20 protein-coding genes, 2 pseudogenes and 1 riboswitch are annotated in these 26013 nt (G+C 65.9%); of the genes and pseudogenes, 7 read left to right on the top strand and 15 right to left on the bottom strand.

Translation table 11 applies throughout. The annotated features are described in order from the left end of the window. Together G6039_RS24780 and G6039_RS24775 are read right to left on the bottom strand one after the other, a co-directional pair. The coding region (locus tag G6039_RS24780; protein WP_164528135.1) for a hypothetical protein at positions 1 to 1479 on the bottom strand (1479 nt) is incomplete at its 3' end. Positions 1480 to 1911: 432 nt separating this feature from the next. Then, positions 1912 to 3168 (bottom strand): hypothetical protein, encoded by a 1257-nt coding sequence (locus G6039_RS24775; protein WP_152103864.1) that lies wholly within the window; start codon positions 3166 to 3168, stop codon positions 1912 to 1914. 119 nt (positions 3169 to 3287) lie between these two features. Between G6039_RS24775 and G6039_RS24770 the strand changes: the two are divergent. Continuing rightward, positions 3288 to 3497 (top strand): annotated as a pseudogene (locus G6039_RS24770) (transposase); the annotation flags it as partial. Positions 3498 to 3772: 275 nt separating this feature from the next. Here G6039_RS24770 and G6039_RS24760 read toward each other — a convergent pair. The 9 genes and pseudogenes from G6039_RS24760 to G6039_RS24720 form a co-directional block, all read right to left on the bottom strand. Next, positions 3773 to 6064: a tyrosine-type recombinase/integrase gene (locus tag G6039_RS24760; RefSeq protein ID WP_174824756.1), complete on the bottom strand. Its 2292-nt coding sequence runs from the start codon at positions 6062 to 6064 to the stop codon at positions 3773 to 3775. After that, a complete protein-coding gene (locus G6039_RS24755) occupies positions 6061 to 7053 on the bottom strand; it encodes a tyrosine-type recombinase/integrase (protein WP_231385980.1) in 993 nt (330 codons plus the stop codon). The genes G6039_RS24760 and G6039_RS24755 overlap by 4 nt, the downstream gene beginning before the upstream one ends. 145 nt (positions 7054 to 7198) lie before the next feature. Beyond that, positions 7199 to 8326: pseudogene (locus tag G6039_RS24750) on the bottom strand (IS256 family transposase); the annotation flags it as partial. Between the two features lie 87 nt (positions 8327 to 8413). Beyond that, positions 8414 to 9193 (bottom strand): hypothetical protein, encoded by a 780-nt coding sequence (locus G6039_RS30325; RefSeq protein WP_029546864.1) that lies wholly within the window; start codon positions 9191 to 9193, stop codon positions 8414 to 8416. 199 nt (positions 9194 to 9392) lie between these two features. After that, on the bottom strand, positions 9393 to 10214 hold the full coding sequence (locus tag G6039_RS24740; protein ID WP_029546865.1) for a hypothetical protein: 822 nt from the start codon (positions 10212 to 10214) through the stop codon (positions 9393 to 9395). Further along, positions 10211 to 10807: an NYN domain-containing protein gene (locus G6039_RS24735; RefSeq protein ID WP_080688480.1), complete on the bottom strand. Its 597-nt coding sequence runs from the start codon at positions 10805 to 10807 to the stop codon at positions 10211 to 10213. The genes G6039_RS24740 and G6039_RS24735 overlap by 4 nt, the downstream gene beginning before the upstream one ends. Before the next feature lie 1016 nt (positions 10808 to 11823). Then, positions 11824 to 12282 carry a hypothetical protein gene (locus G6039_RS24730; protein WP_029546867.1) on the bottom strand — a complete coding sequence of 153 codons (459 nt, stop codon included), beginning with the start codon at positions 12280 to 12282 and terminating at the stop codon, positions 11824 to 11826. 31 nt (positions 12283 to 12313) lie between these two features. Continuing rightward, positions 12314 to 12432: riboswitch (SAM riboswitch) on the bottom strand. Between the two features lie 205 nt (positions 12433 to 12637). Next, positions 12638 to 13366 (bottom strand): CBS domain-containing protein, encoded by a 729-nt coding sequence (locus tag G6039_RS24725; protein ID WP_029546868.1) that lies wholly within the window; start codon positions 13364 to 13366, stop codon positions 12638 to 12640. 389 nt (positions 13367 to 13755) lie between these two features. After that, entirely contained in the window at positions 13756 to 14400 is a 645-nt protein-coding gene (locus tag G6039_RS24720; RefSeq protein WP_029546869.1) for a hypothetical protein, read from the bottom strand. 594 nt (positions 14401 to 14994) lie between these two features. Between G6039_RS24720 and G6039_RS24715 the strand changes: the two genes are divergently transcribed. After that, on the top strand, positions 14995 to 15504 hold the full coding sequence (locus G6039_RS24715; protein WP_029546870.1) for a hypothetical protein: 510 nt from the start codon (positions 14995 to 14997) through the stop codon (positions 15502 to 15504). Positions 15505 to 15775: 271 nt separating this feature from the next. Here the strand turns inward: G6039_RS24715 and G6039_RS30320 are convergent, their stop codons facing one another. Both G6039_RS30320 and G6039_RS24705 read right to left on the bottom strand, forming a co-directional pair. Continuing rightward, positions 15776 to 16150: a hypothetical protein gene (locus tag G6039_RS30320; protein WP_029546871.1), complete on the bottom strand. Its 375-nt coding sequence runs from the start codon at positions 16148 to 16150 to the stop codon at positions 15776 to 15778. 410 nt (positions 16151 to 16560) lie between these two features. Beyond that, a complete protein-coding gene (locus tag G6039_RS24705) occupies positions 16561 to 17580 on the bottom strand; it encodes an HNH endonuclease (RefSeq protein WP_029546872.1) in 1020 nt (339 codons plus the stop codon). Positions 17581 to 17897: 317 nt separating this feature from the next. Between G6039_RS24705 and G6039_RS24700 the strand changes: the two genes are divergently transcribed. From G6039_RS24700 to G6039_RS24680, 5 genes are all read left to right on the top strand, one after another. Continuing rightward, positions 17898 to 19652 (top strand): hypothetical protein, encoded by a 1755-nt coding sequence (locus G6039_RS24700; protein WP_029546873.1) that lies wholly within the window; start codon positions 17898 to 17900, stop codon positions 19650 to 19652. A gap of 99 nt (positions 19653 to 19751) precedes the next feature. Further along, positions 19752 to 20456, top strand: coding sequence for a hypothetical protein (locus G6039_RS24695; RefSeq protein ID WP_029546874.1), 705 nt, complete (start codon positions 19752 to 19754; stop codon positions 20454 to 20456). Between the two features lie 493 nt (positions 20457 to 20949). After that, complete coding sequence (locus tag G6039_RS24690; protein ID WP_152103863.1) at positions 20950 to 21963, top strand: GIY-YIG nuclease family protein; 1014 nt, start codon at positions 20950 to 20952, stop codon at positions 21961 to 21963. Between the two features lie 107 nt (positions 21964 to 22070). Then, positions 22071 to 22928, top strand: coding sequence for an IS5 family transposase (locus G6039_RS24685; RefSeq protein WP_029546876.1), 858 nt, complete (start codon positions 22071 to 22073; stop codon positions 22926 to 22928). A 130-nt stretch (positions 22929 to 23058) separates the two neighbouring features. After that, positions 23059 to 23418, top strand: a complete 360-nt coding sequence (locus G6039_RS24680; RefSeq protein WP_029546877.1) for a hypothetical protein — start codon at positions 23059 to 23061, stop codon at positions 23416 to 23418. Positions 23419 to 24054: 636 nt separating this feature from the next. Here the strand turns inward: G6039_RS24680 and G6039_RS24675 are convergent. Then, complete coding sequence (locus tag G6039_RS24675) at positions 24055 to 24708, bottom strand: GIY-YIG nuclease family protein (RefSeq protein WP_029546878.1); 654 nt, start codon at positions 24706 to 24708, stop codon at positions 24055 to 24057. A 130-nt stretch (positions 24709 to 24838) separates the two neighbouring features. Then, positions 24839 to 25669, bottom strand: a complete 831-nt coding sequence (locus G6039_RS24670; RefSeq protein WP_029546879.1) for a transposase family protein — start codon at positions 25667 to 25669, stop codon at positions 24839 to 24841. Between the last annotated feature and the right edge of the window lie 344 nt (positions 25670 to 26013).

The raw sequence follows: 26013 nt of genomic DNA, 5'->3' as shown, positions 1-26013 counted from the left end.
CCCGCACCGACAAGCCCGCCGACAGTGTCGCCGAGGAGACCGGGGAGGTGACACCGGCCTTGACTGCCTGACCCACTCCCGAGGAATCACGCGACGACGTCGTACACCACCTCCAGGGACTTGACCGGCGCGGGCGCGAGCTTCAGGACTGGGGTTGTGGTCCTCTGGCAGCGTTCTGATGTGTGCTCTTACGACGTGCGGCCGGGGAGGGGAATGGTGCCCTTCTGCCACGCGTCGGACGTTCTCTCCGAAGGTCGGCCGGGGGAGGTACCGGTAACCCGCGGTCTTATTGCCTCCGTGGCGTGTGAAGTGGTTCGTTCCAGCAGGAGCCTCGAGCAGTCGCACCGATACGTCGACGAACCATCCGATGGCCATCGCGAGGGCCGCACGAACTCCGGGCTCGTCGAGTCCGTAGCCGGTGAGGTACTCGAGGTCGAAGGCGACGAGTACGCCGTGGTTATGGCGCCCGACCCACGCATAGCCATGCCCGGCCCCCATGGTGAGCAGCACTTGGCCGTCGTCGCCACCGTCGAACCACATCGGCGTCTCGGAGTACTTGGTCAGTTGGCCGGCCTCCGCCAGGGTGCGTGCCCGGACAACCTGGGTGTCCAGCGCGTCGTATTCGATTTCTTCGGAGTACCCGAATGGCGACGCGCCGACCGGGACGAAGTCGAGCGTGCGTTTCAGTGCCGCATCGAGAAGGCGGCGGACCGGCGTGCTGTCGAGGGGATCGACGGTCGGGAGAAGCCACGGCGCAGCACGAAACCGCCACCCTACGGTGCCGTCGTCCCACAATGCACCGTCCCCCACATCCAGTCCGGGGCTCCGCAGCGCGGCAAGAGCATATGCGGCGGCCACGATGCGGTCCGAACGTCGTTGTCGTTCGGTAGCGGGTTGGTCGAAGGCGATGGACTGCGCCAACGATTCGGACAGGATTTGGGCGGCGGGTGCCTCGGTCGGCGAGTGCATCGAGGTCAGTAGTCCCGCTGTCACGACCGCGGTGACCAGATCCGCCGAGGAGGCCGCTGCACGCACGATCTTGTCGAGGTGGCGGTTGCCCCAGCTCTTTTGGATTCGGTCGAGGCTGACCTTTGTCGCCGCAGCGCCGGCGTTCTGGGTTTGCGCATCACAAAGCGCCAGTACTCGCCGGGCCTGACTACGGGACAACGTGATCCCTGCGAGATAGCCGAGGGGGTGGTTGTTGACGTCTCGGTCCGTGGTGAGGCGAGTCCCAAGCTGGACGGCCTTCCGGGCGCGTTCGGACGACATGCCGAATTCGGTGCGGAGCATCTCACGCGCCGCAGAATCCGAATCGCTGCACGCCCGCGCCGCCACCCCCAGAAGCCCGGACACACCCAACTGCCTCAGCACTTGGCCCCGCGTCAGCGATCCCGGCAGTGACCTGGCAGGTCCGGTGAGGGGAGGGAAGGCCGCGACGTCCCATTCGACGCCGTCGAGTTCGAGGGGACGGGCACTCATTCGAGCACTATACGAAGCATCGGGGCCAGGTGGTCGGAGTTGAGGCGCAGCACGCCGGCGGTGGCCTGGGTGCTCGAACAACACCAGCCCGTGCCCGGGCCCCGCCTGAGAGATCGAGGTGGGGCACAGAAGCGTACGGGGGCCGTCGGTGTCGGCGATCCAGGGCGTTCGGCGGTGCTGCCACCGACCCGGCGATCGATTCCGGGAGTTTCGGAGCCGATCGCGTCGGGAAGGTGTTGATCGTCTCTCTGGGTGACGACTACAGGGCGAGTCCGTCGTTGTCGATGTCGAGGACCGCGTCCGGTAGGGCGTGGGGGTTGCGGGTGCTCGTTTGCACCGTCAGTGTGACGAGGAACTGATGGATGCGCGGCACCCCCGCCCATGATCCTGGCAGATTCCGCGGGGGTGCCGGCCTGATGCGAGAGGCATGTATCAGCGTGGGACGTAGCGTCGCCGTGCACGGTCATAGCGCAAGCCTTGCCGGAACTCGAACGAACTGCACTCCGATAGGGCGATGATCTTCTGGCGCATGGCCTCGTACGCAGTCATGCCTGGCCCCTCTTTGAAGACGAGTCGCTGTGCGCCCAATTCCTGGGCTTCGCGTTTCGATTGAGAGAAGGCATCTCTCCAACCCGTCCGTGAAACATCATGACGTACATAGTATGTCGCGTTCTTATTGGCGAAGGGACTGATCGCCACAGCGTCCTCCGCCATGACCGCTCCATCCCGCCTGAGATGCTGGATGACCAAGACCAGGTAGTCTTCGTCGACATTACCTCCGGTGTAGTAGCCAACCGTAGGGCTTGATTGTCTACCACGGGCGACTCGGCAACGATGAGCGCCGAAATAGTCCCTGATGTCACCGATGACCTGAACGCGTTCCAGGTCAACTGATCCTGCGGCGTGCGAAGACCTATGACGGACAAGTCCTTCAACTAGGCGGCGGACGTCTGTTCCTGGTGGTAGGACTTCGAAGTCGAGTATCGACGCTATCTCGGCAGTCACGTCGTGCTTGAGGCGCTTGGGTCGGCCCGAAGCCGGAAGAAAAGAATCGAACTCACCAGAGACTATCCGATCGATCTGATTGCGAGTGTCTGCGGCGGTCCGTACAGGGTCCTGCTGTGCGAAGTTCAGCAGTTGACGAGTGAGCTCAAAGGGCGGCCTGATCCGGTCGTGCCACTTGTCATCGACAGTGGTAAGTAGCTTGGCTTTGAGCTGCCCGATTCTCCTCAGATGAATTTCAACCTGGGGACTGCCACCACATAGCAACGCAACGAACGTGCGGCCCTCCATGCGACGGACGATTTCGGTGAGCATTTCTTCGGTGGGCCGACGAGGGATGATTGGCTTCTTGTACTGCTGGTTTTCGAGTTCCAAGATCGCGGCCGGCTCGTGTCGGAACCTATCGATTCCGTACTTGCCTGTCACCCGAGCGGCATGCCCTTGGATGGCCTGGATGGCACTTCCGATGTCAGCGAGTAGATTCTTCGGGTTCTTGAGTTGGCGGGTCGACCTCGTGGCGTGGCGACTGCGGAATTCGTACCCGGCCAGAGTTCGGGGAGGCTCATCTGTGAGTACCTCAAAGAAGGACAAGACTTCGTTCACACCAATCGATCCGGCTCCGCCGGGAAGCAATCGTCCGACAGCAGCTTCGATGTCTGAGGCGGATCCGATCGGATGACTGGACATTCAAAACATCTAGCACAGTAGTTCGAATCTCGACAAGAATCACCGGCGGCCCCGGACCTCGCGCCGCAAACCAGGATCGTGTCGTGGGAGGCCCGGTAAACCGATCGACTGAACAAGGAATCCGCCGTAGAACCGATGTCGTCGGGATCTTCCCCGACCGCACCGCATGGATCCGGCTCGTCGAAGCAGTGCTCGCCGAACAACACGACGAATGGATCGAAGGCCGTCGCTCTCTCGGCCTCGACGTCCTCGCCCGCTCCCGCAGCACCACACCCGCTGAGGCCGTCACCAAACCGACGGAGGAGGTGACACCCGCCTTGACCGCATGACCCGACAACGAGGAATCACGCGACGACGTCACACACCCCGTCCCGGGACTTGACCGGTACGGGGGTCTGTCCAGATAACGGTGTAATTGGTTGATTTGTCGTTACTTTCGCCCGGTGGACAGGCGTCCGTCGAAGGTGATCTCGAAGGCGTTCAGTGCTTCCTTCCAGCGGTTGGACCAGCGTTGGCGGGCGGTGCCTTTGGGATCGAGGCTCATGATGGCCAGGTACACGCATTTCGGGGCCGCGGCCTCGGTCGTTCTGTGGAATCAGGATTGTCAAGTTCGTGGTGGTCGGCCATGGTTGACTGCGACGATCGGCAACGGGGTGGCGGTCAGTTGGCGTGGTGTTCTTCCGGTCGGGGTCGGAACTTCGGCGAGGCGTTGCAGTAGCTGGTCAAGGGCGGCTTGACCGTCTTCGACGGCTGCTTGTTCATCGTCGGTGAGCGGGATGCTGACGATCATCCGCTGGAGATTCGATTTCGCTTGCAGAAGTTGGCTTTTACTGGACTCTTTGGGAATGTAGAAGTCGCAGCGGGCGCAGGCCATGCGGTGCGGGCATTGCTCGAAGAAGGTGTAGCTGCAGAACCCGTGGCCGAGGTCGTAGTGTTGCCAAGGCTCACCAGCGGCCGCAGCGCCGGAGGTGGCCGCGTCGCGGTCGACGAGGACTTCGATGGTGCGGACGTTGCGGGCGAAGTAGCCGGCGTCGTTGTATGCCTTGGCCAGGGTGTTCGGGGTGATTTTGGCGTAGTGCTGGGTCGATTCCGGGCTGCGGTGCCCGAGCCAAGCCTGCAGCTCGAACAGCGTCATCGGTTCCTTGGCGTTGTAGAGCTGTGTCGCGATCGTGGAGCGAGCGCGGTGGCTGGTGATCGGCCCGCGAACGTCGGCTGCCGGGACGTCGGCCTTGCGGCAGAGTGCGGGGATGATCGTGTCGTTGATGTAGTTCTTGCTGATCCGCCCGGCTCGGACAGCGAACAGGAAGTGCACCTTCTCACCGGTTTTCCGGTCCAGCATCGGTGGTTGCGCGGGGCGCAGGGCCTGCCATGCTTCGATCGCCCGGCCCAACAGCGGGTCGACGGGCTTGGTGAACGCGGTGCCGGTCTTGTGGGTAGGGATGTCGAGCAGACAGACCGACGTGTCGGTCGGCTGTGGGTCGTCGCCGACGACTGGCTGATCGTGGTGCCAGCGGATGCAGCCGAGCCGAAGCCGGGCGATTTCGTCGCTGCGCTGGCCGGCGAACAGCCAGGTCAGCGTGATCGCGCGGACCATGTCGGCCGGGTGGGCCCCGGGTCCTCCGGGCAGGTCGCCGGGATCGAGGTTGAGGCCGGCCCAGAGAAGTTTGGCCCAGAGGTCGTCGGCGATCACCCGCGGATCGGGTCCTTGCAGTGCCCGGATGCTGCGCGGGGTTTCCAATGCTCGCGCGGGGTCGAACCGACGCGGGATCCAGTCCCAGTCCTGGATATCGCGGAAGAAGGTGCGGACGATGCGGATGTAGATGCGTTTCGTTTTCGCCGACAAAGGTTTTCCGAGCTGTTCGATGCGGCTCTCACGCCAGCTTTTCGATTGGATGTGGTCGCCGACGCGCATGCGATCGACGGCGGCGACCCAGGCCGAGCAGGTCTGCCGTGTCCAGTCGGCGGGCCCGGTGATATCGGGATGGTTGGCGGCGAGCCAACGGCCGAGCTTGGCCAGCACGACGCGATGGGTGTCGCGCGTACTCTGTTGGACCGTCGCGGTGGCGTGCCAGCGTTCGACCGCCTGCGCCCAGCCCGGGGCGGTGCCGGTGATGGGGACGGGCCCGTCCCCGTATCGCGGTGCCGGTGGCGGGCCGGTGTGGCCGAGCGCGGCCAGAGCCCGGTGAACACCGTGCAGGTGGCGGCCGTGGAAGTGCCGTTCGATCGCCGCGTCCGCTCGCAGCCGATCCAGCGCCGGTGAGGTGAGCTCGTTCAGCATCGGGCTGCGGTTGAGCAGCAGCAAGGTGCAGATCATCGACTCCAGATTGGCGGCACGATATCCCCATCCGTTCAGCACTGCACGAACTGGCTCGACCGCCTGATCGACGCTGGCGGAACCGAATATACGCTGCGCCAAGGTTTGCCGCGCGAACGGGCCCACCAGATCGAATGAGGTGAACCCGGTGAGCAGATAGGCATGTACGAGCAGATAGGGGCGTGCCTGCATGCCGACCTGCCCTCGGAAACGCTCCCGCAGCTGCTGTGGGCGCAGCAGCTCGGCCCACTCCTGTGTCGACCAGGACCAGAAGTCGCGGCCCAGCTCCCCGCAGAAGTGCAGGACGATCGCGGTGGCGTAGCGGGCGAACCGTCGCTGGAACACGGTGTCAGGATGCCAGTGCAGAGCCGCGACCGCCTCGTCCAGTGGTGCGGTCAGCCGCGCAATCGCCTGCCATTTCGGGTGTTCGCGGTCCCGGTCGAGCCGCAGCAGGTCGAAACCGAGGGTCTGCAGCGCATCGGACTCGTTCTGCGAGAGCCGTTCGTGGCGCCGGAAACGATCCAGCCGAAGAGGCCACTCCCAAGCAGATTGTGCTGCCTGCGAATTCGTCATCGTTGTCATCGGCGACTGGTATCTTGCTCGCCGAGGCGGGCCAGCATGTCCACCCGCCAGGAGTGGATGTGATCCATGCCGCGAGCGAGCTTGTCGGCCAGCTCCCGCCCGGACAGGTGGATATAGGTGAGCGTGGTTTCGGTGCTCCGATGCCCGGCGAAGGTGGCGATCGCATGTAGTTCCCAACCCGTCCGTGCCAGGTCCGTCAAGCACAGATGCCGGAACGTGTGGGTGGAGAGCTGCGGCACTCCCGCGTCGATCGCGATGCGCCGCACCACTTTCGACCATGTCCATAAACTCAACGGCTCGGCATGGTTGCGGCGTGACTCGGACAGAAACAGCGGTCCTCGGGCCCGGCTTATGGTCGCTCGATGCGTCAGATACTCCTGCAGCAACACCCCGGTTGGCACCGAATACGGCACTATTCGCTCGAGCCGGTTCTTCGTCGTTTCCGCCCGCACTCGTAACATTCGACGAGCTGGATCCAGGTCGTCGGTGCGCAGCGAGCACAACTCCTCGCGCCGCAGCGCGGCGTCATAGGCCAGTGCGAGCATCAGCCGGTTGCGCGGTGGCTCGGCCGCGGCGACGGCGAGGATGTCGAGCCACTGCGGCTCGGTCGGGATCCACGGAAGCTTCACCAGCCGTGGCACAAGGCCACGCTGCTGCCCACCCCACTTACGCCCTGGCGTATACCGCCCTCGACCAACAGGATTAGACTCTCGAACGCCCTCCTCCACCAAAAAGTCGAAGAATAGCCGCACCGGCACCAGCCGCTGCTGGATCGTGGCATTTGCCAATCCCCATCCCGAATCGATCGACACAACGTTCGTGCCGCGTCGGCTGGCCCGCCCGGTCAGCTCGCGAACGAACACCGCAACATCAGCCCGGTTCGCGGCGACCGGGTCGATGCCATGGTCCTCACAGACCTGCAGGAACTCTGCCAGCCCGCGCGCATACGCGTCGATCGTCCGCGGCGCTCGACCCAGATCGATCCACACCCGCAACCAGCCTGCCGCGCGCTCGTGCCTGCCGAGCACCGGCCACTTCTCCTCCAGCACCACCGTTCCCAAACCTGCCTCCCAGTTCCGTGGTCACCTTGGCCGAGATCCTCTCAGCCCCGTTCTGATTCCACGTAACTAATAGGAAGTGACCGCGGGCCTTCACGGCTCTCCGGATCCTGGCGTTGACACTCTCGATGGCGTTGGTCGTGTAGATGACCTGTCTGATGGCGTTGTCGAACTGCAGGAATGGCACGAACTCGGCCCAGGCGTTGGTCCAGAGCCGGATGATCGCGGGATAGCGTTTCTCCCATTTGCCGCTGAACTCGGCGAACCGGTCCAGCGCGGCCTGCTCCGACGGCGCGGTGTACACCGGTTTGAGGTCCTTGGCGATCTCGGCCCAGTCCTTACGAGAGGCGTAGGCGTAGGTATTGCGAAGGAGGTGCACCACGCAGGTTTGTACGATGGTCTGCGGCCACACCTGCCCGATCGAGTCGGGCAGATACTTCAGACCGTCGCACACGGCGATCAGAACATCTTGCACACCACGATTTTTCAGCTCCGACAACACCCGAAGCCAGTACTTCGCTCCTTCCCCGTCGCCGTGCTCGCCGGCCCATAACCCCAGAATGTCGCGGGTGCCGTCGGCGGTCACCCCCATCACGACGTAGATCGGCCGGTTGGCCACATTGCCGTCGCGGATCTTGACGTGGATGCAGTCGATGAACAACACCGGGTACACAGGATCCAACGGCCGGTTCTGCCACTCGGCCATGCCGTCCATCACCCGCTCGGTGATCGTCGAGATCGTCTGCCTGGACACCTCGGCGCCGTACACCTCGGCCAGGTGCGCGGAGATCTCACCGGTGGTCAACCCCTTGGCCGACAGCGAGATCACCATGTCCTCCATCCCGCTCAGCCGCCGCTGCCGCTTGGCCACGATCTTCGGCTCGAACGAGGAATCCCGGTCCCGGGGCACGTCGAGCTCGACCGGACCGGACTCGGTCAACACGGTCTTGGCTCGCCTGCCGTTGCGGGAGTTGCCGCTGCCCCTGCCGGCCGGGTCGCTCTTGCCGTAGCCGAGGTGGTCGTCCATCTCGCCCTCGAGCGCGGATTCCACCACCAGCTTGGTCAGCTTCGCCAACAACCCGCCCTCGCCGGTGAGCTGCAACCCTTCGGCTCGGGCTTGCTCGACCAGCTCCTTCAGTTGCGCATCGCTGACACTCGGCTGAACCGAGTTCGTCTCTGCCTTACGATCGATCACATCAGTCATGGTGGCGTATCTCCTTTCAGAGTTACACCGTTGTTCTTACAGTCCCCCGTACGCCTTCCGGGCGAGGCGACTGGGGTGGAGTAGGACCTACAGCAGGGGATCGAACTCGTTCGGCAGGGTGCGGTAGAACAGCCGGATGTCGGGGGCGCTGCGGTGGTGACGGCCGAGGACCCAGTCGGTGTTGCGGCGACAGAAGGCTTCGGCGAGGTCCCGCAGTTTGAGGGTGGTCGGCTTGCCGGGAGCGATCTGCGTGTACAGCTGCCCGAGGTCGGTCTGGCGGTAGCCGAGGGAGCCGGCGAGCTGCAGGTCGGTATCGGCGGCGGCAAGCTCCTCGATCAGTGCGCCGAACACGGCGAGGTAGTCCGCATCGGTGCGGCACGATCGGGCAGCGAACGTGTCCGAGGGAAGGCTGGCAACCAGCCGACCGAACGGGGTACGCGGCGCGGGCTCGTTCTCGAGGTGTGGTGTCGCACCCGAGGTGGGGAGTGCCGGTTGGGTGTCGGTGGTCGGGTGGGTGGCCAGGATCTGACGGATCTGGCGGATCTGTTCGAGGGCGTGCACGCCGATGCCGGTGGCGCCGATGCTGCGCAGGGTGGCGTCGCGTTGGTCGTTGGGGTTCAGGACGGCGGTGACCACGTCCCCGAGGGGGCTGTCGATGAGGTACAGCCGCACCTGCTCGTCTTGGCTGTTGGGCAGCTCCGGGGGCAGGTGTCCCATTCCGTGGGTGGCCAGGGAGGTGCTCATCGTGGCGAGCACGCCCGGTCCGAGCCGTCCGGCGCCGTCGATGTGTTTGAGCACCGTCATGCCGATCTTGAGCATCCCGCCGTGGTTTTCCACGGCCTTGCGCAGATCCTGATAGTTCTCCATGGTCACTCCTGTCTACGAAGACCCTCGCCGTCCGGTCCCTGGGACGAGACGGGGAGCGGCGGAGGGGATGGGCCGTCACGGCATCCCCCGCGACCTGGCGGGCACGGGAGACTGATCCTGGGTTCCGGGAATGGTCGATGGTGTGCCGTGACGGCGTGAGGAAGGGTTGGGCTCGAACCGATTTCGGTTCGGAGCCGGGTTACCGGTGTCGGTGGGTCAGGCTGATCTTGACGGCGGCATCGACCGAGACAGCGGCGGTGTGGATCAGGTCGAGGGCCAGGTGGAGCTGCGCTGCGCTCATCGGCGGGCTGTCGATCCCGACGCCGGCGGTGTGCACACCTCCGGCGTCGAGACCGGGATCGAGTTGCAGCTTGGCAGGCAGGTACACCTGGGTCAGGCGTACCCCGGCATCGATGGCGGCGACGAGGTCTTTCGCCCGGGTCGGTGCGTGTTGGCGTCCGTCGCCGAGGCTGGTGTCCTCGTCTTCGCCGACGTCGCCGGACAGGGCGGCATCGAACGGGTGCACCGTCACCGGGGTGCCTGGCGTGAGCCGGCGATAGGCGTCTGCGAAGGCGTACCAGGCGTGGGCGCAGCGACGGGCCTCGTCTCGCGGCTGGTCGAACACGAGGGTTTCGGTGAGCATCCACAGCCGTTCCAGCGTGTCACCCGCCTGACCGAGCACCGCCCACCCGCCGCGGTGGTTGCCGGCGCGGTGCAACGCTGCCACCGCCTCGCAGCTGTCGAGGAGCTGCTCGAACCGGGCAGCCATCGTCGCCAGGTAGAACCCTTCGCTGTCCGGCCACCGGCCCCCGATCCACATTTCGGGCCGGGGTTCGGTGACCTCGAGGTGCACCGCCCGCAGGGTGTGGGCGAGCACCGTGCCGCGGGCCGCCTCGATCACCAGCTCGATGGCGTCGAGGGTGCCGGCGAGCGAGGACCACGTTCCCGTCGGCGACAGCCGTGCGATCAGCGTGTCGAGCAGCGCGGTAGTCCCCGGCGCGTCGGCGCGTCGGCCGCTCATGCGACGTCTGTCGTGTTGCGCCGCACCGAGCATCGTGCCAGGTCCTGCTCGTCCAAAAAGTAGCACCACAGCTTCTGCCCGGGCAGCCACAGACTGCTGGGCTGGTCCTTCCACCGAGCCAGCTGGACGACCGCGCCGCGGCGGTTGTGGTAGGCCTGCTCGAGCGCCGGCAGGTGGTCGGCGTCGGCGCTGAAGAGCACCACCCCGTCGAACCGCCCGGAGGACTGGGAGGTGCACAGGTCCAACGCCAGCGCCGTGTCCACCCCCTTCTCGGTGTAGGTGCCGGTGGCCGGATCGAACCGGTTGCGTCGCATCCGCACCGTCACCCGCGGATCGCGCTGCCAGCGGCGGACCATCGCCGTCTCGGCCGCGTGCCGCTGGGGATCACGCTGCGGGTCACACCCACCGATGTGCACGGTGATCTCGTCGAAGCGGATCGGCCGGTTCGACTTGCCGGCGATCACCTCCGCCAGCCGCCCGAGGTGCAGGTCGACCGTGTTGCCCGGGGTCCCCCACGGCAGTACGCTGGTCACGCCGTCCAGCATGTTCCATCCATCGACGAGGAGCTTGTAGGACGCAGGGACATTTACCATGGTGTTCCTTCCAAAGAATTGAAGAACCGATGCTCCAGTCGCCCCTTCCGGCGACCAACCTCTCTGGGGTGACTGGAGAAATATTTGCACGGCCCCGACGGAATGGCAATACCGTCGGGGCCATTTCTTCGGAAATTCTCAGACCCGACTCGCCTAGCGCCCGCGGGCAGCTCTTCCGCCACCCAGCAGCGACCGGACCCTCGGCCAGAAAAGGGCTCCTACCAGGGGCGATGCCGAGTATCGGGATTTCGGGAAACAAAGAATCCGCCTTCTGCCATTTACGATAAGTAGAGTCTCGGAGCTTTTTGCGATGGATTTGATCCACAGGCTGTATGGAATTCTTTTTCCGGTCGATAGCGCAATGTGCTTCAAAGGTTTCATTCAGAGAAAAACAAACGATTCGGGTTTTGTTGTTCCTTCTTGTCGGAAGACGATCTGTTTCCTTTTCCTACTTCACGGCCGAAGCAGAGGGTGGGCTAACGGGCTAACGGGGGTCGGTTTCGTCACGGTGACGGGTTTCGGTGTGCGACGACGAGTGTCGGTATCCCTGGGGAGCACTGTCCGGCCGTTCTCGATGCCTTGCGCCGGTAGTGCGTGACGTGGGCCCCGCGAGGCGCGATTCCGTAGAGCCAGCGGCCTGCGCCCGGGGTGCCGCGGTGCGCCCGCGGGCGATAGGCAGGCCCCTTCAGCTGGGGTGTCGGATGCAGCAGGACAATTCTGGCCGAGCGGATTCCCGCACTCGGCGGTGGTGTGCACGAGCGTCGCTTGCGCCAGGAGGCGGCGGGTCCTATGGGCGACACAGGTGCTGCGCTCACCCGGATTGGCCGACTATCTTCCGGCCATCCCGCGGGACCTGCTCGACTCTGGGGCGTTCCTGCGGGGTGACCGGTCCGACGACGACGCTGCCGTCGCCGTGACACCCGGGTGTCCGAAACGCCACCCCCCGCACCGCCGTTGTGCTGCGCACCTGCGCCACAACCGGACGCGTCGCGCATCGCGGCAGGGCACGGGGTGCGTTAGGGGGACAGGTCCGGCGCGTTGCCGGACAGTACCTGTCGGGTGGCTGCGCTCGCACGGTGTCCCGCCGCGTACAAGGCCGGCCACGCCGCGAAGTCCTCGGGATCGACGATCGTGGTCTCGTGGCCCCCGTTGCCCCGCCGCTTCGGGCGGTGTTCGGGATGGTTCGGGAACTCCAGGGCCAGAAAGCCGCGGTCGAGTTCGAGCCGGAAGATCAGCCAGGTCTGTGGGGTGAACCCCACCGCTTCGGCGCGTTTGGCAAGCTCGATCCAGTCGGTGATGTTGGTGTACCCGCCGTCGAGCACCGCCGTCTGGGTGGCGATCATGGGGATCGTGCCCAGCCAGATCGGCGGAAGATCCAGCAGGACCCGGCACCACTCGCGCCGCCGGGCCGGCGGGATCGGTTCCCACTTCGTCTGCGCGTTGCGCAGGGTGTCGCTGTCATGGTGCGAAGACATCGCGCCCCTCCACCTTCCGGAGGCGTGGGCCTCCATCGACTTGTCCGCCGGTGGTCACCGCGAACCGGTTCTTCCCCTGGGGCACCCACAGTCGATGGAGACGGGGTTGCCGGGCAGCCGGCCAGGTACCGACAGCTGCCACTCGTGAACTGCCGCCACGATAACAAGACCGACCGACATCGACGACGTGCTGCCCGCGGACGCGTACCTTGGGTGATGCCGAGCCCGGTACGACACCCCCGCCCGGGCAAAGGCGCAGGTATCACTGCCGTGGTGTCCGCGCCGGAGCCTCACGGGATCTGGTGGTCGAATTCGCGTTGCTGCTGTCGCAAACAAGCATTGGCGGCGAGCCCTGTCACGTACCGGCGTCCATCGCGGCCACCAGGACCGGAAGATCGTCCGCCACCACGATCGACAGTGGACTCTGGTCAGGCTTGCCGCTGTGCGTGATGATCAAGGCGGTCGGCGGGAGACCGCCGTCGGCGGGTGGGGAGAGTTTTTTGATGGCCTGCGGCACGGTAGTGGTGCGGGACAGGTGGACGGCGCGATCGTGCGGCTCGACGAACGCCAATGCCGCGCCCACGGTCTCGCCTTCGACGATCTCGTCGGTGGCCAGGCGGTGGGCCAGCCATCGGGCGATGCAGTTGGTGGTCAGCAGCCCGCGGTAGGTGTGGTCGTCGTAGATGGGGAACTGGGAGTAGTCGTGCCAGCGGATTTCCTCGAGGACCGCACGGAGCGGGTCGGAGGGGCCGAACGAGGCCAGGGGGCGGTGCGGAAGCACGTGCAACACCGTCGGAGGACTGATGATTTTGTCCCGTAACCGTTCGATCGCCTCCACGATGTCCGGTACCGGGTCGGCGACGGGGCGGCCACCGTAGTAGTCGTGGTGCACCAGGGCATTGCGCAGATCGGCGAACATACGCAACGCCGGCAGATCGAGCTGGGTGTGGTGTCGTCGGGCGTACTCCTCGGCTATCTTGACGAACCCGGTGCGGCCGTAGTCCGTCTGCAGCTTCCATTTGAAATGGTTCTCGATCGCGGCGAAGGCGGACAGGAATCGGCTCGCTCCGCTGACTTCGTCCATCTCGCTCTGTCCTTCCCTGCAGCCGCAACCGCCCCCGCCCGCCGTGTCCGGGCCGCGGCGAAAATCCTCGAGGACGGCGCCGGTGTTGTTCATCATCCGCCGATCGAACGGGCGGAGGAGTCGATCCGTGGTGACGACCCTCGGCGCCGTTCACCGAGAGGACGGCGTCCCCGCGGCGAGGAAACGACCCCGAGCGCAGCGGCCGGCCCGCCGTAGCTTTGCCGTGGCGTATACCGGCCGTCCCGGTCCGAGTCGGGCCGTTCGGTCACCGCGTCGATCAGCCGGAGGCACTTGGAGAAGGACCTGCTCGAAACCTTGCCCTCCCGGTCATCGGGGGAGGTAGTCGCCGAGGCCGGCGTCGTCGCCGCCGAATCAGCCGAGGACGCCGCCTACCCCGGGGTTCCGACCAACTCGGCACGCACGTCGACGGTCGCGCGGAACCACCGCGCCAGATACGCATCGGCCAGTAATTCGCGATGAGCCCGTAGGTGGTCGACGAACCATCCGGCCAGACCGTCCCAGCAGGCATGATCCCCGGGCGGTGCGAGGGTCCAGCCGAGCTCGTCGAGCGTCCAGTGCGCCTTGGCGGAGTTGTGCAGCATCGAGGTGCTCACCCAGTTCGCCGCCACGTCGGACCCGCCCCGGGCGACCGGCACCAGATGATCGATGGTGGGAAACAACTCCCAGAACGCGAAGTGCGACTGCGAGGTCGCCCAATGCGGATCGAAGGGGAACTCCGCCGGCACGAGCAGCGACAACGCCCGCAGCGCACCCGGATGCACCAGCCGTCCTCCGGAGTAGCGGTCGAGGAACCCGTCCCGGTAGAAGATCCGCAGACTCTGCCGCTCGGTATATCGGCGCGCCGCCTTCGTCACCGGGGTGAACGGATACTCGGTCCGTAGAATCTGCCGGGCCCGGTCGATCTCACCGACGGCGATCGCGGCGACGGTGCGGGCGAGGATGCCGGCCTTGTCGTTCGGCGCATTCTCGGGAGTCTGCGGGAAGGGTCCGGCGGTGCCGGGCGGGATGGACACATGACCGATCGTAGGACCACTGGGCGCGGCATCGACCCCAGCCGGGATCGGTCTGCTGATCGGCGGGCCGAGCCGGGTGCGCCGACCACCACCGAGCAGGTGAGCAAGGCGCCGATCACGGGCCGGAAGGCGTCTCGGCCCGGAGGGGACCGGCCCCGAGCGAGGACTTCGGGGCGACACCCACCGTGCGGCCACAGGCTACGAGCGGCGCGGCGGCGAAGGTGGCCATTGCCGCACGGCCCGTAAGTGTCTTCACAGATATCTCTCGCTTCCCTCGCCTATCTCTCGCTTCCCTCGCCGAGAAGGTCAGGCCGGGGAGTGTGCGACCTCACGGCAGAGCATGCCAGATGGTGACCACGGAAGCCTTCGGCGCGTTGGCGTTTCGCGGGTGTATGCCAGATACCCCAGCGCGTCAGCCTTGACGGAACATCGCGCGACCATGTAGCGCAGCGCCTTCCCAGGTTCAGGGTCCACGCTCCAGAAGCGCAGGCAGCCCATGAGTCCCGGATGACTCGGGTGGGGTTCCCGAGGTCCGCCCGCCGCCCGGGCGTGTCGACGAGCATGGACAGGCAGAAAACGGCCAGGATAACGGGCATGGACACCCCGCCCCGGCTGACCGTCGCCCGTCCGGACGCCCTCGCCGTCGCCGACACCGTCCTGCCCGACGGCTGGCAGCCGTCCGAGGACGCCCTGCTTGCCCTGTCGATCGCCCTCGATCTCGACGTCAACGCCGCCACTGTGCAGTTCGTCGACCGGTATCGGGGCAAGCGGTTGTCCGAGGCGACCCCGGCCACAGCTCCGTTGACGTCATGGCTGCACCTGTGGTGCGTCGCGCTCGTACTCGAGGATGGACGCCGGCAGGTGCGGTTCCGCCGGCAGTTGCGGGCGACCCGGGCGCAGATCGAGGCGGCACACGAGATCGGGGGGGCAGATCGATCAGCGGGAGCACGAGGCGGGTCCGCTGCGGCTGACGGTGATCGAGTGAGTGACGCCTCGCTGGCCCGGATCGAGGCGGGACGCGGCCTGCTGCGGAAGCGGAGCGGGCTGACCGGGCCATGGCCGAGGATGTCGACCCGGTCGATCAGCCGGTCTCGGTCGAGGTGATCGGCGTTAAAGCCCGAACGCTGTCGACGATGTCGCCGGAGGCGATCCTCTCCCCGGCGCGGGCTACCGAGCAGGCCGCACACACCACCCGGCGCAGGGGTCGAGGGATGGCGCCGCACTTCCACGGCTCGACGAGGTCGACGCCGCTCGCTCCCTGTTCCTGCCCCATCCGTAGCGGCTTGGCATCTGCGGGGTGTCTGGGACTCGCACCCGTGCCGCCACGGATACAGGACGGCCTCCGGTGACCTCCGACACCGGGGTCGAGCTGTACCTACTGGTCGACGTCCCCGCCCCGGTCGACGCCCCCGCCGCGGAGGATGTCCTCGAGGATGTCGACGAGCGGCCCGGACTGGCCGACAAGGGCAAGTTCGATCGACAGCAGCATCGCGTTCTTGCGGCGCATGTGGTGCGCCTGCCGACTGGCGGCGAACTCGCGGGCCATGAGCTGGTCTTGGTGGTGGTCGATGCGGTCGAGCAGCTCGGCGAGTTCGCGGATGGTGACCTCGACGGTGCCGAGGGTGGGGTTGCCGTGCTCGGCTGCGCGGGCGACGGCGCCGGCGAGGCGGTCGCGGAGGTCGCCGAGAAGCCGGTTGTCGACGTCGTGGGAGTCCTGGTTGCTGTCCGGGAGGTCATCGTCGCTGATCACGGCCTCGAGGATAGGTCTGGGGCGGGGATATGGCCGGTAAGGGGGCGCGTCCGGCGAGCGATGTCGAGGGCGGCGCATACGATCAAGCCCGACCGCTCGAGGAGGCCACCGACGCAGTGGCTCGAGCGCGTTGTCGGCCGCCTGCACAGTGAGGACGGCGCCGAAGCCAAGCGGTGTTCGAGGCCGGCGAACGCCGCGACACCGTCAGGTCCACGATTATGGAACGGCAGGCATGGCCGCAACCGTGCTGCGACGGCGTCGAGCTGACAGAGGTGGCCGTTGGTGCGAAAGACCGCAAAATCGTGCTCAGCATCGACGGCAGATGCTTTCACCCTCGAGAGATTTCCCGTTTTGGTGCCGGAATCGTTGTGCGGTCGATCACACCGCCACACCGGTAGATCCAGGTCACGCTAAATGCGGGCCCCTTTGCCCAGGTTGCATGCCCGGCACAGCAGCTGCACATTGTTCTCGGTGCTCGCGCCACCGAGAGAGAACGGGATCAGATGGTCGAACTCGAGGTAGGACGTAGCTCCGCACTCGCGGCACCGTCCGCGGTCCCGTTGATACACAGCGGCTTGGACGTGCCGGGGGATGTGGCGGGATCCATTACCCTCCTGCCCAGGCAGGAGGATCCGTCGATCGATGCGAAGGGCGGCATCGGCCATCAGGGCCGTGCACTCGGGATCGGGCACAGTGAATCGACCACTCAGAGATCGGGTCGTGGCCTCGATGGTGATCGTCGACGAATCGTGCCAACGCACACGGTGGACCTTGGACAGTGGGACCTCCCCGCCATGCTGTTGGGCGATGAAGCGGATCTTGCGGTTGGTGACAATGAGCTGGCCAGGGGTCGACTGAGGACCTGATTGGAGTTCACGCCATCGTGTCGCCCAAACAGCCTGATAGCAGTACTCATCGAGGGGAAGATGCAGGTCCGGGAGGGAGACCGTCGGAAGATTCCCGGAGCGGATATCTCCGAGCTTTCGCTCCCTCTGGAGTTGTACCGCAAGAGGATCGGCGATTCGTCGATCGAGTCCCAGCAACTCGGTGGCGCGATGAAATGTTGCGAGTTCCTCGTCGGTGATGATGCCGTCGCTCCGCGCCGCGACGACGTAGCGATGTATCCAGTCGGTAGCGGCGTCGGCGATCGAAGCGAGCGCATCCTCACGCGGGACGCGCGCCCCGTACAGCCAGTTCTGAAGATCGATCCACTCCTGCCCGAAGGGGCCGGAGACGGCGAGGATCTGCCGGGCGGCAGGACCGTACTGGGCGAGGATCTGGCGAACGAAAGGCTCGCATTCGGGGCAGTAGCGGTGAAGCAGCTTCGTGCGCCGCCCGCAGCGAGCACATCCGCCGGAGCGACCTGTGAGAGTTCGCTGCAGGTCCTGAAATAGCCCCCTCCGATTGGATGGGTTGCCGGGCGTCGTCATTCTCGATCCTCATTGACTGTGCTATATCACTTGGTTCGATCGGAGTCATTATCGCACCGGCCCGACGAACCCCGAGGTGAGCGCGTTTCCCGGCTTCGGCAGGTCGATGGCGTTCTCAAGATCAACCCGCCACCGCCGATGTGGAGGCTTCAGGAGCGCGGAATGTCCGAGGATTCTGACGAGAACGAGAAATCTCGTGGCGGCAAGGCTTTGGGACACCGTGGTTCCTTGCGATGTACGAGTGACGGCTCCGGTGACAACCTGTACCCAGGTGCCTGCCTCCATAGATGGCAGTTATCTGGCCGTACGATCCCGGCATGGGTACAGCACAGGCGGCCGTGATCGGGCGGGAGCGTCTTCAACTGGTGCTCGGTGACGAAGTCGGTGTCACCGCGCGCGAGGTGTCGGTCGACGGCGAGCGAATCCGACTCGGCGCCGCCGATCTCCGGCTCGCCGCGCGCGTACTGAGGGAGAACGGCGTCGAGCCTGTCGACTTCGACGCGTTGGTGGTCGTCTCCACCGACCACGAGACCGTTCTTCCTTTCGGCGGTGGGCACGATGAGGTGACCGTCGAGATTCTCGGTGTGCCCGACGGGCCGCTGGCCGTCCTGCGTACTCTCGATCCGCGCGTCTGCGTGGCGATGCTGGCCGAGGCGACCGCCGCGGCGTGGCGGCAACGGTTGTCCGATGCCGCAGACGCCGCCGGACAGGTGACGAGCGCGGACGTCGAGGCCGTAGGGCCGATCGCCATTCCCGGTGCGCCCACACTGACCGAACTGAGGTCCGAACGACGGCGCCTGCTGGCGAAGGAAGCCAGCGAGCGCACCCCGAACGGGACGGATCCTCAAGATTCGGCTGTGCTCGACGAGGTGATCGCGGACCTGCGGGCCGCCGTCCGGTTCGGGGCCGCCGGCCTCGTCGATACGCCGGACGACCAACTCGCGAAAGGCCTGGCGTCCGCGGCGGCCGAGGGAGGCTGGCTCTCACGCCTGCGGCTGCTGCTGGCAGCCCAGGAGATCGCCGCCATCGAACTCGTGCTGGCGTCTCGCACCCTGGGCCGGCCGGGGGCGGACTCCGGGCCTCTCTCACCGGGGGAACACATTCTGGGCCGTCTCGACGCGGAACGCGACGCTACCGACGACCTGGTATCGATCCTGTCCGATCTTCGTGACCGGCTGCCCACGGAACCGGCGAGCCGTGCGCAACGCCTCCTGCGCAGGAAGCTGCTCGAGGACGCTCGGTCCGTGCGGATGGCGGTCGATGCGTACCTGTCGGTGATGCAGAGCTCGGCGTCTGTCGCGGACGAGTCGATCACCTGGGACGACGCCCTCGAGGCGCTCGGAGCGCTCGACGAGGCGAGTGCCCACGGCCGCGCGCTCGCCGTGCCGATGTCGGGGACCTTCGATCACACCGGCGACGGGACCGACGTCGAGCCGAGCCTCGAGGAAATTGCGTCGCTGCTGGGGGAAATTTTCGCCCGGCAGCTTCCCGAGGCGAGGAAACAGGTCGACGAGCTGGGTCGCCGACATCCCGGTGAGAAGGCGGACGCGTTGATCGCGCGGGTGAAGCGACAAGCGATCGCCGATCTCGGCAAGTCCGAGCCAGGAGGCGATTCGAATCCTGTTCTCGAGACGGTCGCGGCCTTGGCCATGTCGATCGCGTTGCTCCGTGGGATCGAGCCGCATTCGGGAGCGGAATTCGCCGAGATGGGACGTAGAATTCTCGATCGCACGCAGGGCATTGCGGAGATGCGGAACCGCGCCGGGCAGGCGATCCCACTCGCGGTCGCCGGATTCGAACGAGTGGCTCATCAGATGCAGCCGGTCCTCGTCGAGGCACTGTTCCGTGCCATGGCGATGGCGGCCCCGAGCGGTGCCGGTGCGGCGCGGGACTTCTACAAGAACACCCGATCCACCGTCTGGCGGGCACGGCACAAGCGAGGTATCGCAGCGGCGGCGGCCGCAGGTGCGGGACACGCGGTCCGTCAAGCGTTGAATGCCGGGGCCGCACGGCTGCTGGTGAGGGAGGTCGATCGGGCCCTCGCGGCACCGAAGCGCTCCGTCTCCCAGTAACGGGTGGGACGCAGGATAGGCGTGCCATGATGTCGCATCGACTGCACCAGGGACCACCCGATGCGGGCCCTCTGACAGTCGCAGGAAGGATTTGCAGCAATGGTGTTCGAGGTCAAAGCCACTCACCGGCAGACATCGACGGGATTCGCCGCGTGTGAAGTCCACCCCGATGTCTTCGTCGACGAATGGGGTCGGGTCTTCGCGACCGCCGAGTCCCTGGTGGAGGACGCGGGCACCGTCGCGATACAGGAGATCCGTCCGGAGGACGACGACCATATCTTCGTCGTCGACGACTACGCGATCGAGTGCGCGGTCGCCTGGATCGAGGTGTTGTCCGGATGGCAGACGGAACGGCTGCTGGAACAGCGAATCCAGCGTCGGTGGGCTACTTCCTCCGGGACCGTTCCGCGTATACGTGTCGACGTCGACCGGGCATCGCCGCGAGGTGACAGGAGGACCGTAGCGTTCGACGTGCGGGCCTCGCATCGATTGCCCTCCGGAGGGAAGCTGGCCTGCGAGCTCTACCCCGACGTGTTCGTCACCCAGCGCAGCAGAGGGGTGTTGTCCCGATTGGCCGGCATGGCGATGCAACAGCCCGGCGACATCGTCGACGCACTGCCCGACAACACGCAGGAGTGGTTCCGCGTCCACGGTCTCGAACACGCGGCCAGCTGGGTGGGGACCATCGCGGGATTTCAGGATGACTTCTGGCGCAAGCACCACGGAAGCAGAGAAACCTTCGACCGATCGCCGGTCGGGCCGATGGGCCCTTCGTGCCCGCCGCGTCGTCGGCTGGCCCCGTGAACAGCGCCCCGGCGGACTCGGCGGCAGCAGGCGGCGTGCCGTGTGCGGAATCGGACTGGAAGGGTAACGGCATGGACACCGAGATCGAGGAACCCCGGTTCCTTGTCGAAGAGCTCCCCGAACTGATCGGGCTGCAGGTGTATGCGATGTTCTGTGCCGGTTGGCCGCTACGGACACGAATGCGAGCGGCCGGGGGCCGAACATGCCTCGAGGTTCGTGCCTGTTCCTCGGTCGGGGGTGTGGCCGACGCGCTCGTCAGGCTCGTCCACGACGGACGGTGGGGTGTGGACGAGACCTCGACCGGGCTGGTGTCCCCAGCGGGTGTGGTGTCGGTGCGCGGCGGTGCTCGAGCACATCTATAGCCATGTGCCGGCCTGGTTGGTTCCCGAGCTCGGCTCCGAGCCCCCCCACAGGAGTCGTCGATCTGCACGACCGTCTCGCCGACATCGACGACGATCCCGTCCTCGACGAGCTGGCCGGGCGGTACGAGTCCGTGTTCGAGACCATGTACTGCGCGTTCGGGACGGGATGGGACCTCGTCATGGATGTCGCGTCCCACGGCGGTAGCGCAAGGATCGAGATGTCGACGCGCATACCGAGCGATCTGAGCGGGGGCTTTTTGCAGTACGTCGGCGAAGTGCTGGACATCGATATCCGGGACATGCGCATGCACTGGATGTTTCGAGACAACAGGTGGCAACTCGACACAGCGCAGACCGGGTTCGTCAGCTCCGACGGGACGGTCGACGCCGTCGGCCTCGACACCCTCCGCGAGGTGATGGAGATCGCGGCGGCGAACTGCGCCGGGGTTCTTGCCGACATCTCGAAACAGTGGCATTCCGGTGGTGCAGCGACACCGCCGTCGGCGCTTCCTGCCGTTCCCCTGGCACCGGAGCCGCCGCCGGATCCGGAGGTGATTGCCGCTCGAGCGCACCGGATCGAGGTGTGGGCTGCCGAGAACGGGTTCGGCGCCCCGGTGGAACCGACCCCGGTGGCGGTCATCCGGCATCTCGACCAGGCCGGTGTCGGTCGCGTCGGCTACTACATCCTCGAATTCACCGACGGTCAGTGCTATATCGGTGAATCGATCGATCTTCCCGGACGGCTCAAGCAGCATCGTGGCCGCTATCAGGACATCCACCGGATCCGGGTGCGGCCCGATACCGAGGCAACCCGGTCGCAGCAGGGCAAACGCCACCTCAGGTTGCGCGAGAGGTCGCTGATCCACGGAGCGCAACACGCGGGACTGCTCGCCCGCAACATCAACGAGATGGCCACAATGATCGGGGCGAGCAAACACCTCGACCAGCTGATCTCTCCCGAAGAACAACGCAGCTGGCTGGACGCCCCCGATGTCGCCAACACCAATGACACCACCACCCGCCCGAGCTTCCCGGCGGAACGATTGGCCCGCACCGCCGCCAACTACCGGCACTTTCGCACCCGCTCCGATGCCGACCAGATCACCCGAATCGTCGGAGACTATCTAAGAGCGCCCGGCAAATGATGTATCCGTCCGAGGCGGGTGAAGTTCCGGCGTGTCGATACGGGTAGGGGCACAGGTACCGAGTCGATCATGTGATTGCTGAAGTCCCACGATCACCCGGAGTACCCGTGCCCCTGCTGCCAGTCTGTCTCATCGAACCCCTCTGGGTCGAGTTCTCGGCCCGACTCGGTGTCGACGAGCGGCCCGAGTTCTCCGTCGAGCATCCCTGGGGCTGCCACCGACGACGGGTGTCGGACCGGATCGTGTTCGAACACGTTCTCGCGGCTCTGGTGCACGGTAGCGGCTACGAACGCATCGCCACCGCCGGTTGCTCCGATCGCACCATCCGCCGACGGCTGGCCGAGTGGGCCCGGATCGGGATCGGCGTCGAGGTGCTCCGTTCCGCCCTGTCCGCCTACGACCGGATGCTTGGCCTCGACCTCGATCACCTCTCGGTTGACGGGTCGATCACGAAATCGCCTTGTGGTGGCGAGGTTTCGGGTCGTTCCCCGGTCGATCGTGGCAAGCAAGGCACGAAACGCTCGGTGGTGTGCGACGGCGGTGGTATCCCGCTGGCCATGGTGTCGGCGGGCGCGAACCGGCACGACTCGCCCCTGCTCGACCCGACGATCCGCCAGGTTCCGGACATGGTCGGGTCACTGCCGAAGTACTCGTGTGTGCACCTCGACCGCGGTTACGACTCGGCCAAGACGCGGGATCTGCTCGACGAGTTGGGCTACGACTACGAGATCGCCCGCAAGGGCGTGCGGGCTCCGATCCAGGCCGGGAAACGCTGGGTCATCGAGCGCACCCACGCCTGGATGAACGGCTTCGGCAAGCTGCGGCGCTGCACCGACAAGTCCGCTCTCATCGTCGACTTCTACCTCGCGTTGGCGGCCACGCTGACGGTGCTCCGCCGGCTGATCAACCGGGCACGCACCTACTATCGGTGGCCGGCACGGCCCACCACCCGCCGACTCAAATGACCATCATTTGCCGGTCGTTCTAACGCGCTGTGTGCCCTATCCCGCGCGGACAGAGCATCATTGCTGGGTGATCAGTTGCCTGACCCCACCCGGCAAACGCAGCGGGCGGATATCGTGTCTGTCGATCGCGATGACCGAAACGTTGGTGATCTATCAGGACCGAGGCACGCCGGCGGCGGGAAAGATCCAGGTCAACGAAGCGGAACTGTTCCCCACCCCTCTTGCCGTGCGGGAATTCTTCCGCCGCCATCCGACGACAGGATGGTCCGATGTGGAGTACCAGGAATCAGGGCCCGGGCAGCTGTTCCTCTACGCCGACACCCTCGACGCCCTCGAACGACTCCTCGACGACGTCGCGGTGACCCGAGCAGCCGCCACCACGGCACTGCACATCATGCGCAAAGGTACGTCCATGCATCGCAAGGTCCACTGTCCTCAACTTGCCGGCGCCGCCTTCGACGCCGGTCATGAGGTGAACGGACCGGCCTGATCGATCGAGTCGCCGACCACACCATCGATCACCTGTGGTGGCCGCACGCCAGGTTCACGCCGGTGCCCCAGCCCCGATCGGGGAGCGACCGCAGAACCTCGGCCGGCAACCTATCGGCCACGCAGCCCGCCGACGGTAACCAACGGTCCGGCCCCGCGGCGCCGGCAGCCGACGTCGACGACCCCGACATCGTGTGGCTGGCACCGTGTGCAGTGCCGCTGCTCGCTGACCGGACCGTCACCGTCGAAGTGCGGCCAGACGATGTCGAGTCGCCGAGATGCGGGATCGCCTCGCCGCGTCGACGGGACGGTATCCGCAGGTCTGGCACACGAGTCGGTCCGCCGATCGGGGCCGTGTCAGACACTGTCGCCCCGGTCGGAACCGGTGCAGGTTCCGGTGGAGCCGCAGCGGTGACCGGATCGGCGGGTCGCGGCGGGAGATGCCGATACAGCGTCGAGCAGGTCAGCCCGGTCTTGGTGACGATCTCGGCGATGGGAGCGCCGCCGCCCCGCAGCTGTTCAAATGACGCAAACTGCTCTTCTCGCGAATAGGTACAGGTACGAGCGGCACACGGGCGTATCTGCTACGTCGTAGCAGACCTCGATGGGTTGCCCGGAGGAGTGCAATATCCATCTCCTACGGGTATTTTCCCCCGGCGCCGGGGTTCGGGAGGACAGGCAGAGCGCGGGCGTGAACCCGGGCCGCGCTGCGAACCTCACGCATCCGAGCGTGAAACCCGCAGTGATCGTTGCCGTCCAGGTTGAGAGGGACGACGAGCTTCCCGAACAGTCGAGATTCCAGCTCCCACGGAGCTTCGTCGACGACCCATCCGACACGAGCATGCTCATGCATCCACCGCGACAGTTCCCGCTCTCCGACACCGAAGTGCAGACGGTCGCCAGATCCGAACCGTCGGAGCTCAATCCCGAGCGTGGACGACAGCAAAGATCCGAGGCTCAACCGGAGCGTCGACCCGGCAGCGTTACCCGTGTAGTGGGTATTGATCCGGGAACGAAGAGACTGACTGCTCGCTACCCATCCGTTCCGCGGGGGCGCTTTGGGACTGATGCCGACATACAGCAGCATCGACCCGTCACGCTCGATGCAGCCGGTCGCGTCGAAATCGCCGGGCAGCTCGTCGAACCACCATGCGTAGACCCCACCGGCCTTCGGCACCGGAGTACCACGCGAGATCGCCACCTCGCGTGCAAAAGGCTCTGCCGACAGAATCCGCTTGAGGTCGTCATGCCCCGGCGTGTGCGCATCGACGACGCCCACGGTGTTGCTCATGAGGTGATCGTGACATACCGACCCGACAGGGCATACCCGGCACTCGAAACTGAAGAGCCGGGGCAGGTTCCTCCGGTCTGCGAATTCCCGAGCTTCGGAGTCGAATTCCTCCCGGGAGAATGAGGTTTTCTCAATAGCGACCTGCATGCTCGAATTGCGTCAGGACAAGCGCTGCTTGCGTGATGGAGCCGATTCGTTTGGGGCACAGAGTGATCCTGTTGAGGGCTTGCCATCGGGTGGTGAGCAGCGCGGCGGCACGTTCACCGAGGCACCGCAGACTGGTCAGCAGTTGATTCCGGCAGCGGCTGTCGGCATCGAGGATGTTGCCGTCGGCCGGGGCTTTCGTCGGGGTGTGGATACCGATACCGGCGCCCTGATACCCCTTGTCCGCAAGGGTGACCAGGCCCTGGGCGGCGGCAGCGTACAGGGCTCCGGTGATCCTGTGGTCGCGGGCGGCGGCCAGATCGTGGGTGCTGCCCGGCACCGCGTCGGAGACCCACAGGGGGAACCCGTCCGCGGTGGCGATGAACTGGATGTTCGCGCCGAATCGGCGGTGTTTGCCGGAGTACCACAGATGGATCGGGGTGCCCTTGGTGCTGACGGTGGTGTCGGCGACGCGGTCGGTGGTGATCAGGGTGCCGTCGAGGATGACGTGGGTAGCGCCCGCGGTGAGGCGTTCACGCAGCACGTCGGGAAGTTCCGGCGACTGGGCGGCGAACACGTCGATGCCTTCGTGGAGGTACCGGTAGCAGGTGGCGATCGAGATGCCGGTATCGCGTGCCAGGGCCGCGACCGGTGTGCCCTGCCGGAACCAGCGCAGTACCAGCACCGCGTGAGCGAGTGCGGTCAGTGCGCGTCGGCCGCGGCGGGTACCTCGTTCGCGGCGGTCGACCTGCAACAGTTGCGCCAGATACTGGCCGAGCGGTCGGGGAACGTCGAGCGTGGCAGAATAGGTGATCACGTGGGGCCCTCTGGTTCGGATTCGATCTTCGCAAATCCAGTCCTACCAGGGGCCCTGCGTCCCTTCGTGATCCGGTACGACCCCATCCCAGCAAGATCAACTTACTGAGAAAACCTCAATGATTGGAGGAGCCCACATACCAGGGTCGTGCCGGTATCCACCCTGCTGTTCGAGCCACTGCAACGCCGCAGCAGGCAACTCCTCGTCGGCGCCGACACGGAATGTGTCAAGGTAATTGAGTCCAACGGGAGTTACGCGGCGACCTGATCGACGTCGGGTTGGTCCGGGTCAGGTTCGGCTGCGGGTTTGTTGATCCATGCATCGGTGGGCAGATCCAGGATCTT

The sequence above is a fragment of the Rhodococcus aetherivorans genome (assembly GCF_011058165.1).
In the GTDB taxonomy this organism is placed as follows: domain Bacteria; phylum Actinomycetota; class Actinomycetes; order Mycobacteriales; family Mycobacteriaceae; genus Rhodococcus; species Rhodococcus aetherivorans.
The sequence above is the reverse complement of the archived record's forward strand: the minus strand, read 5'-3'. Positions and strand labels throughout refer to the sequence as shown.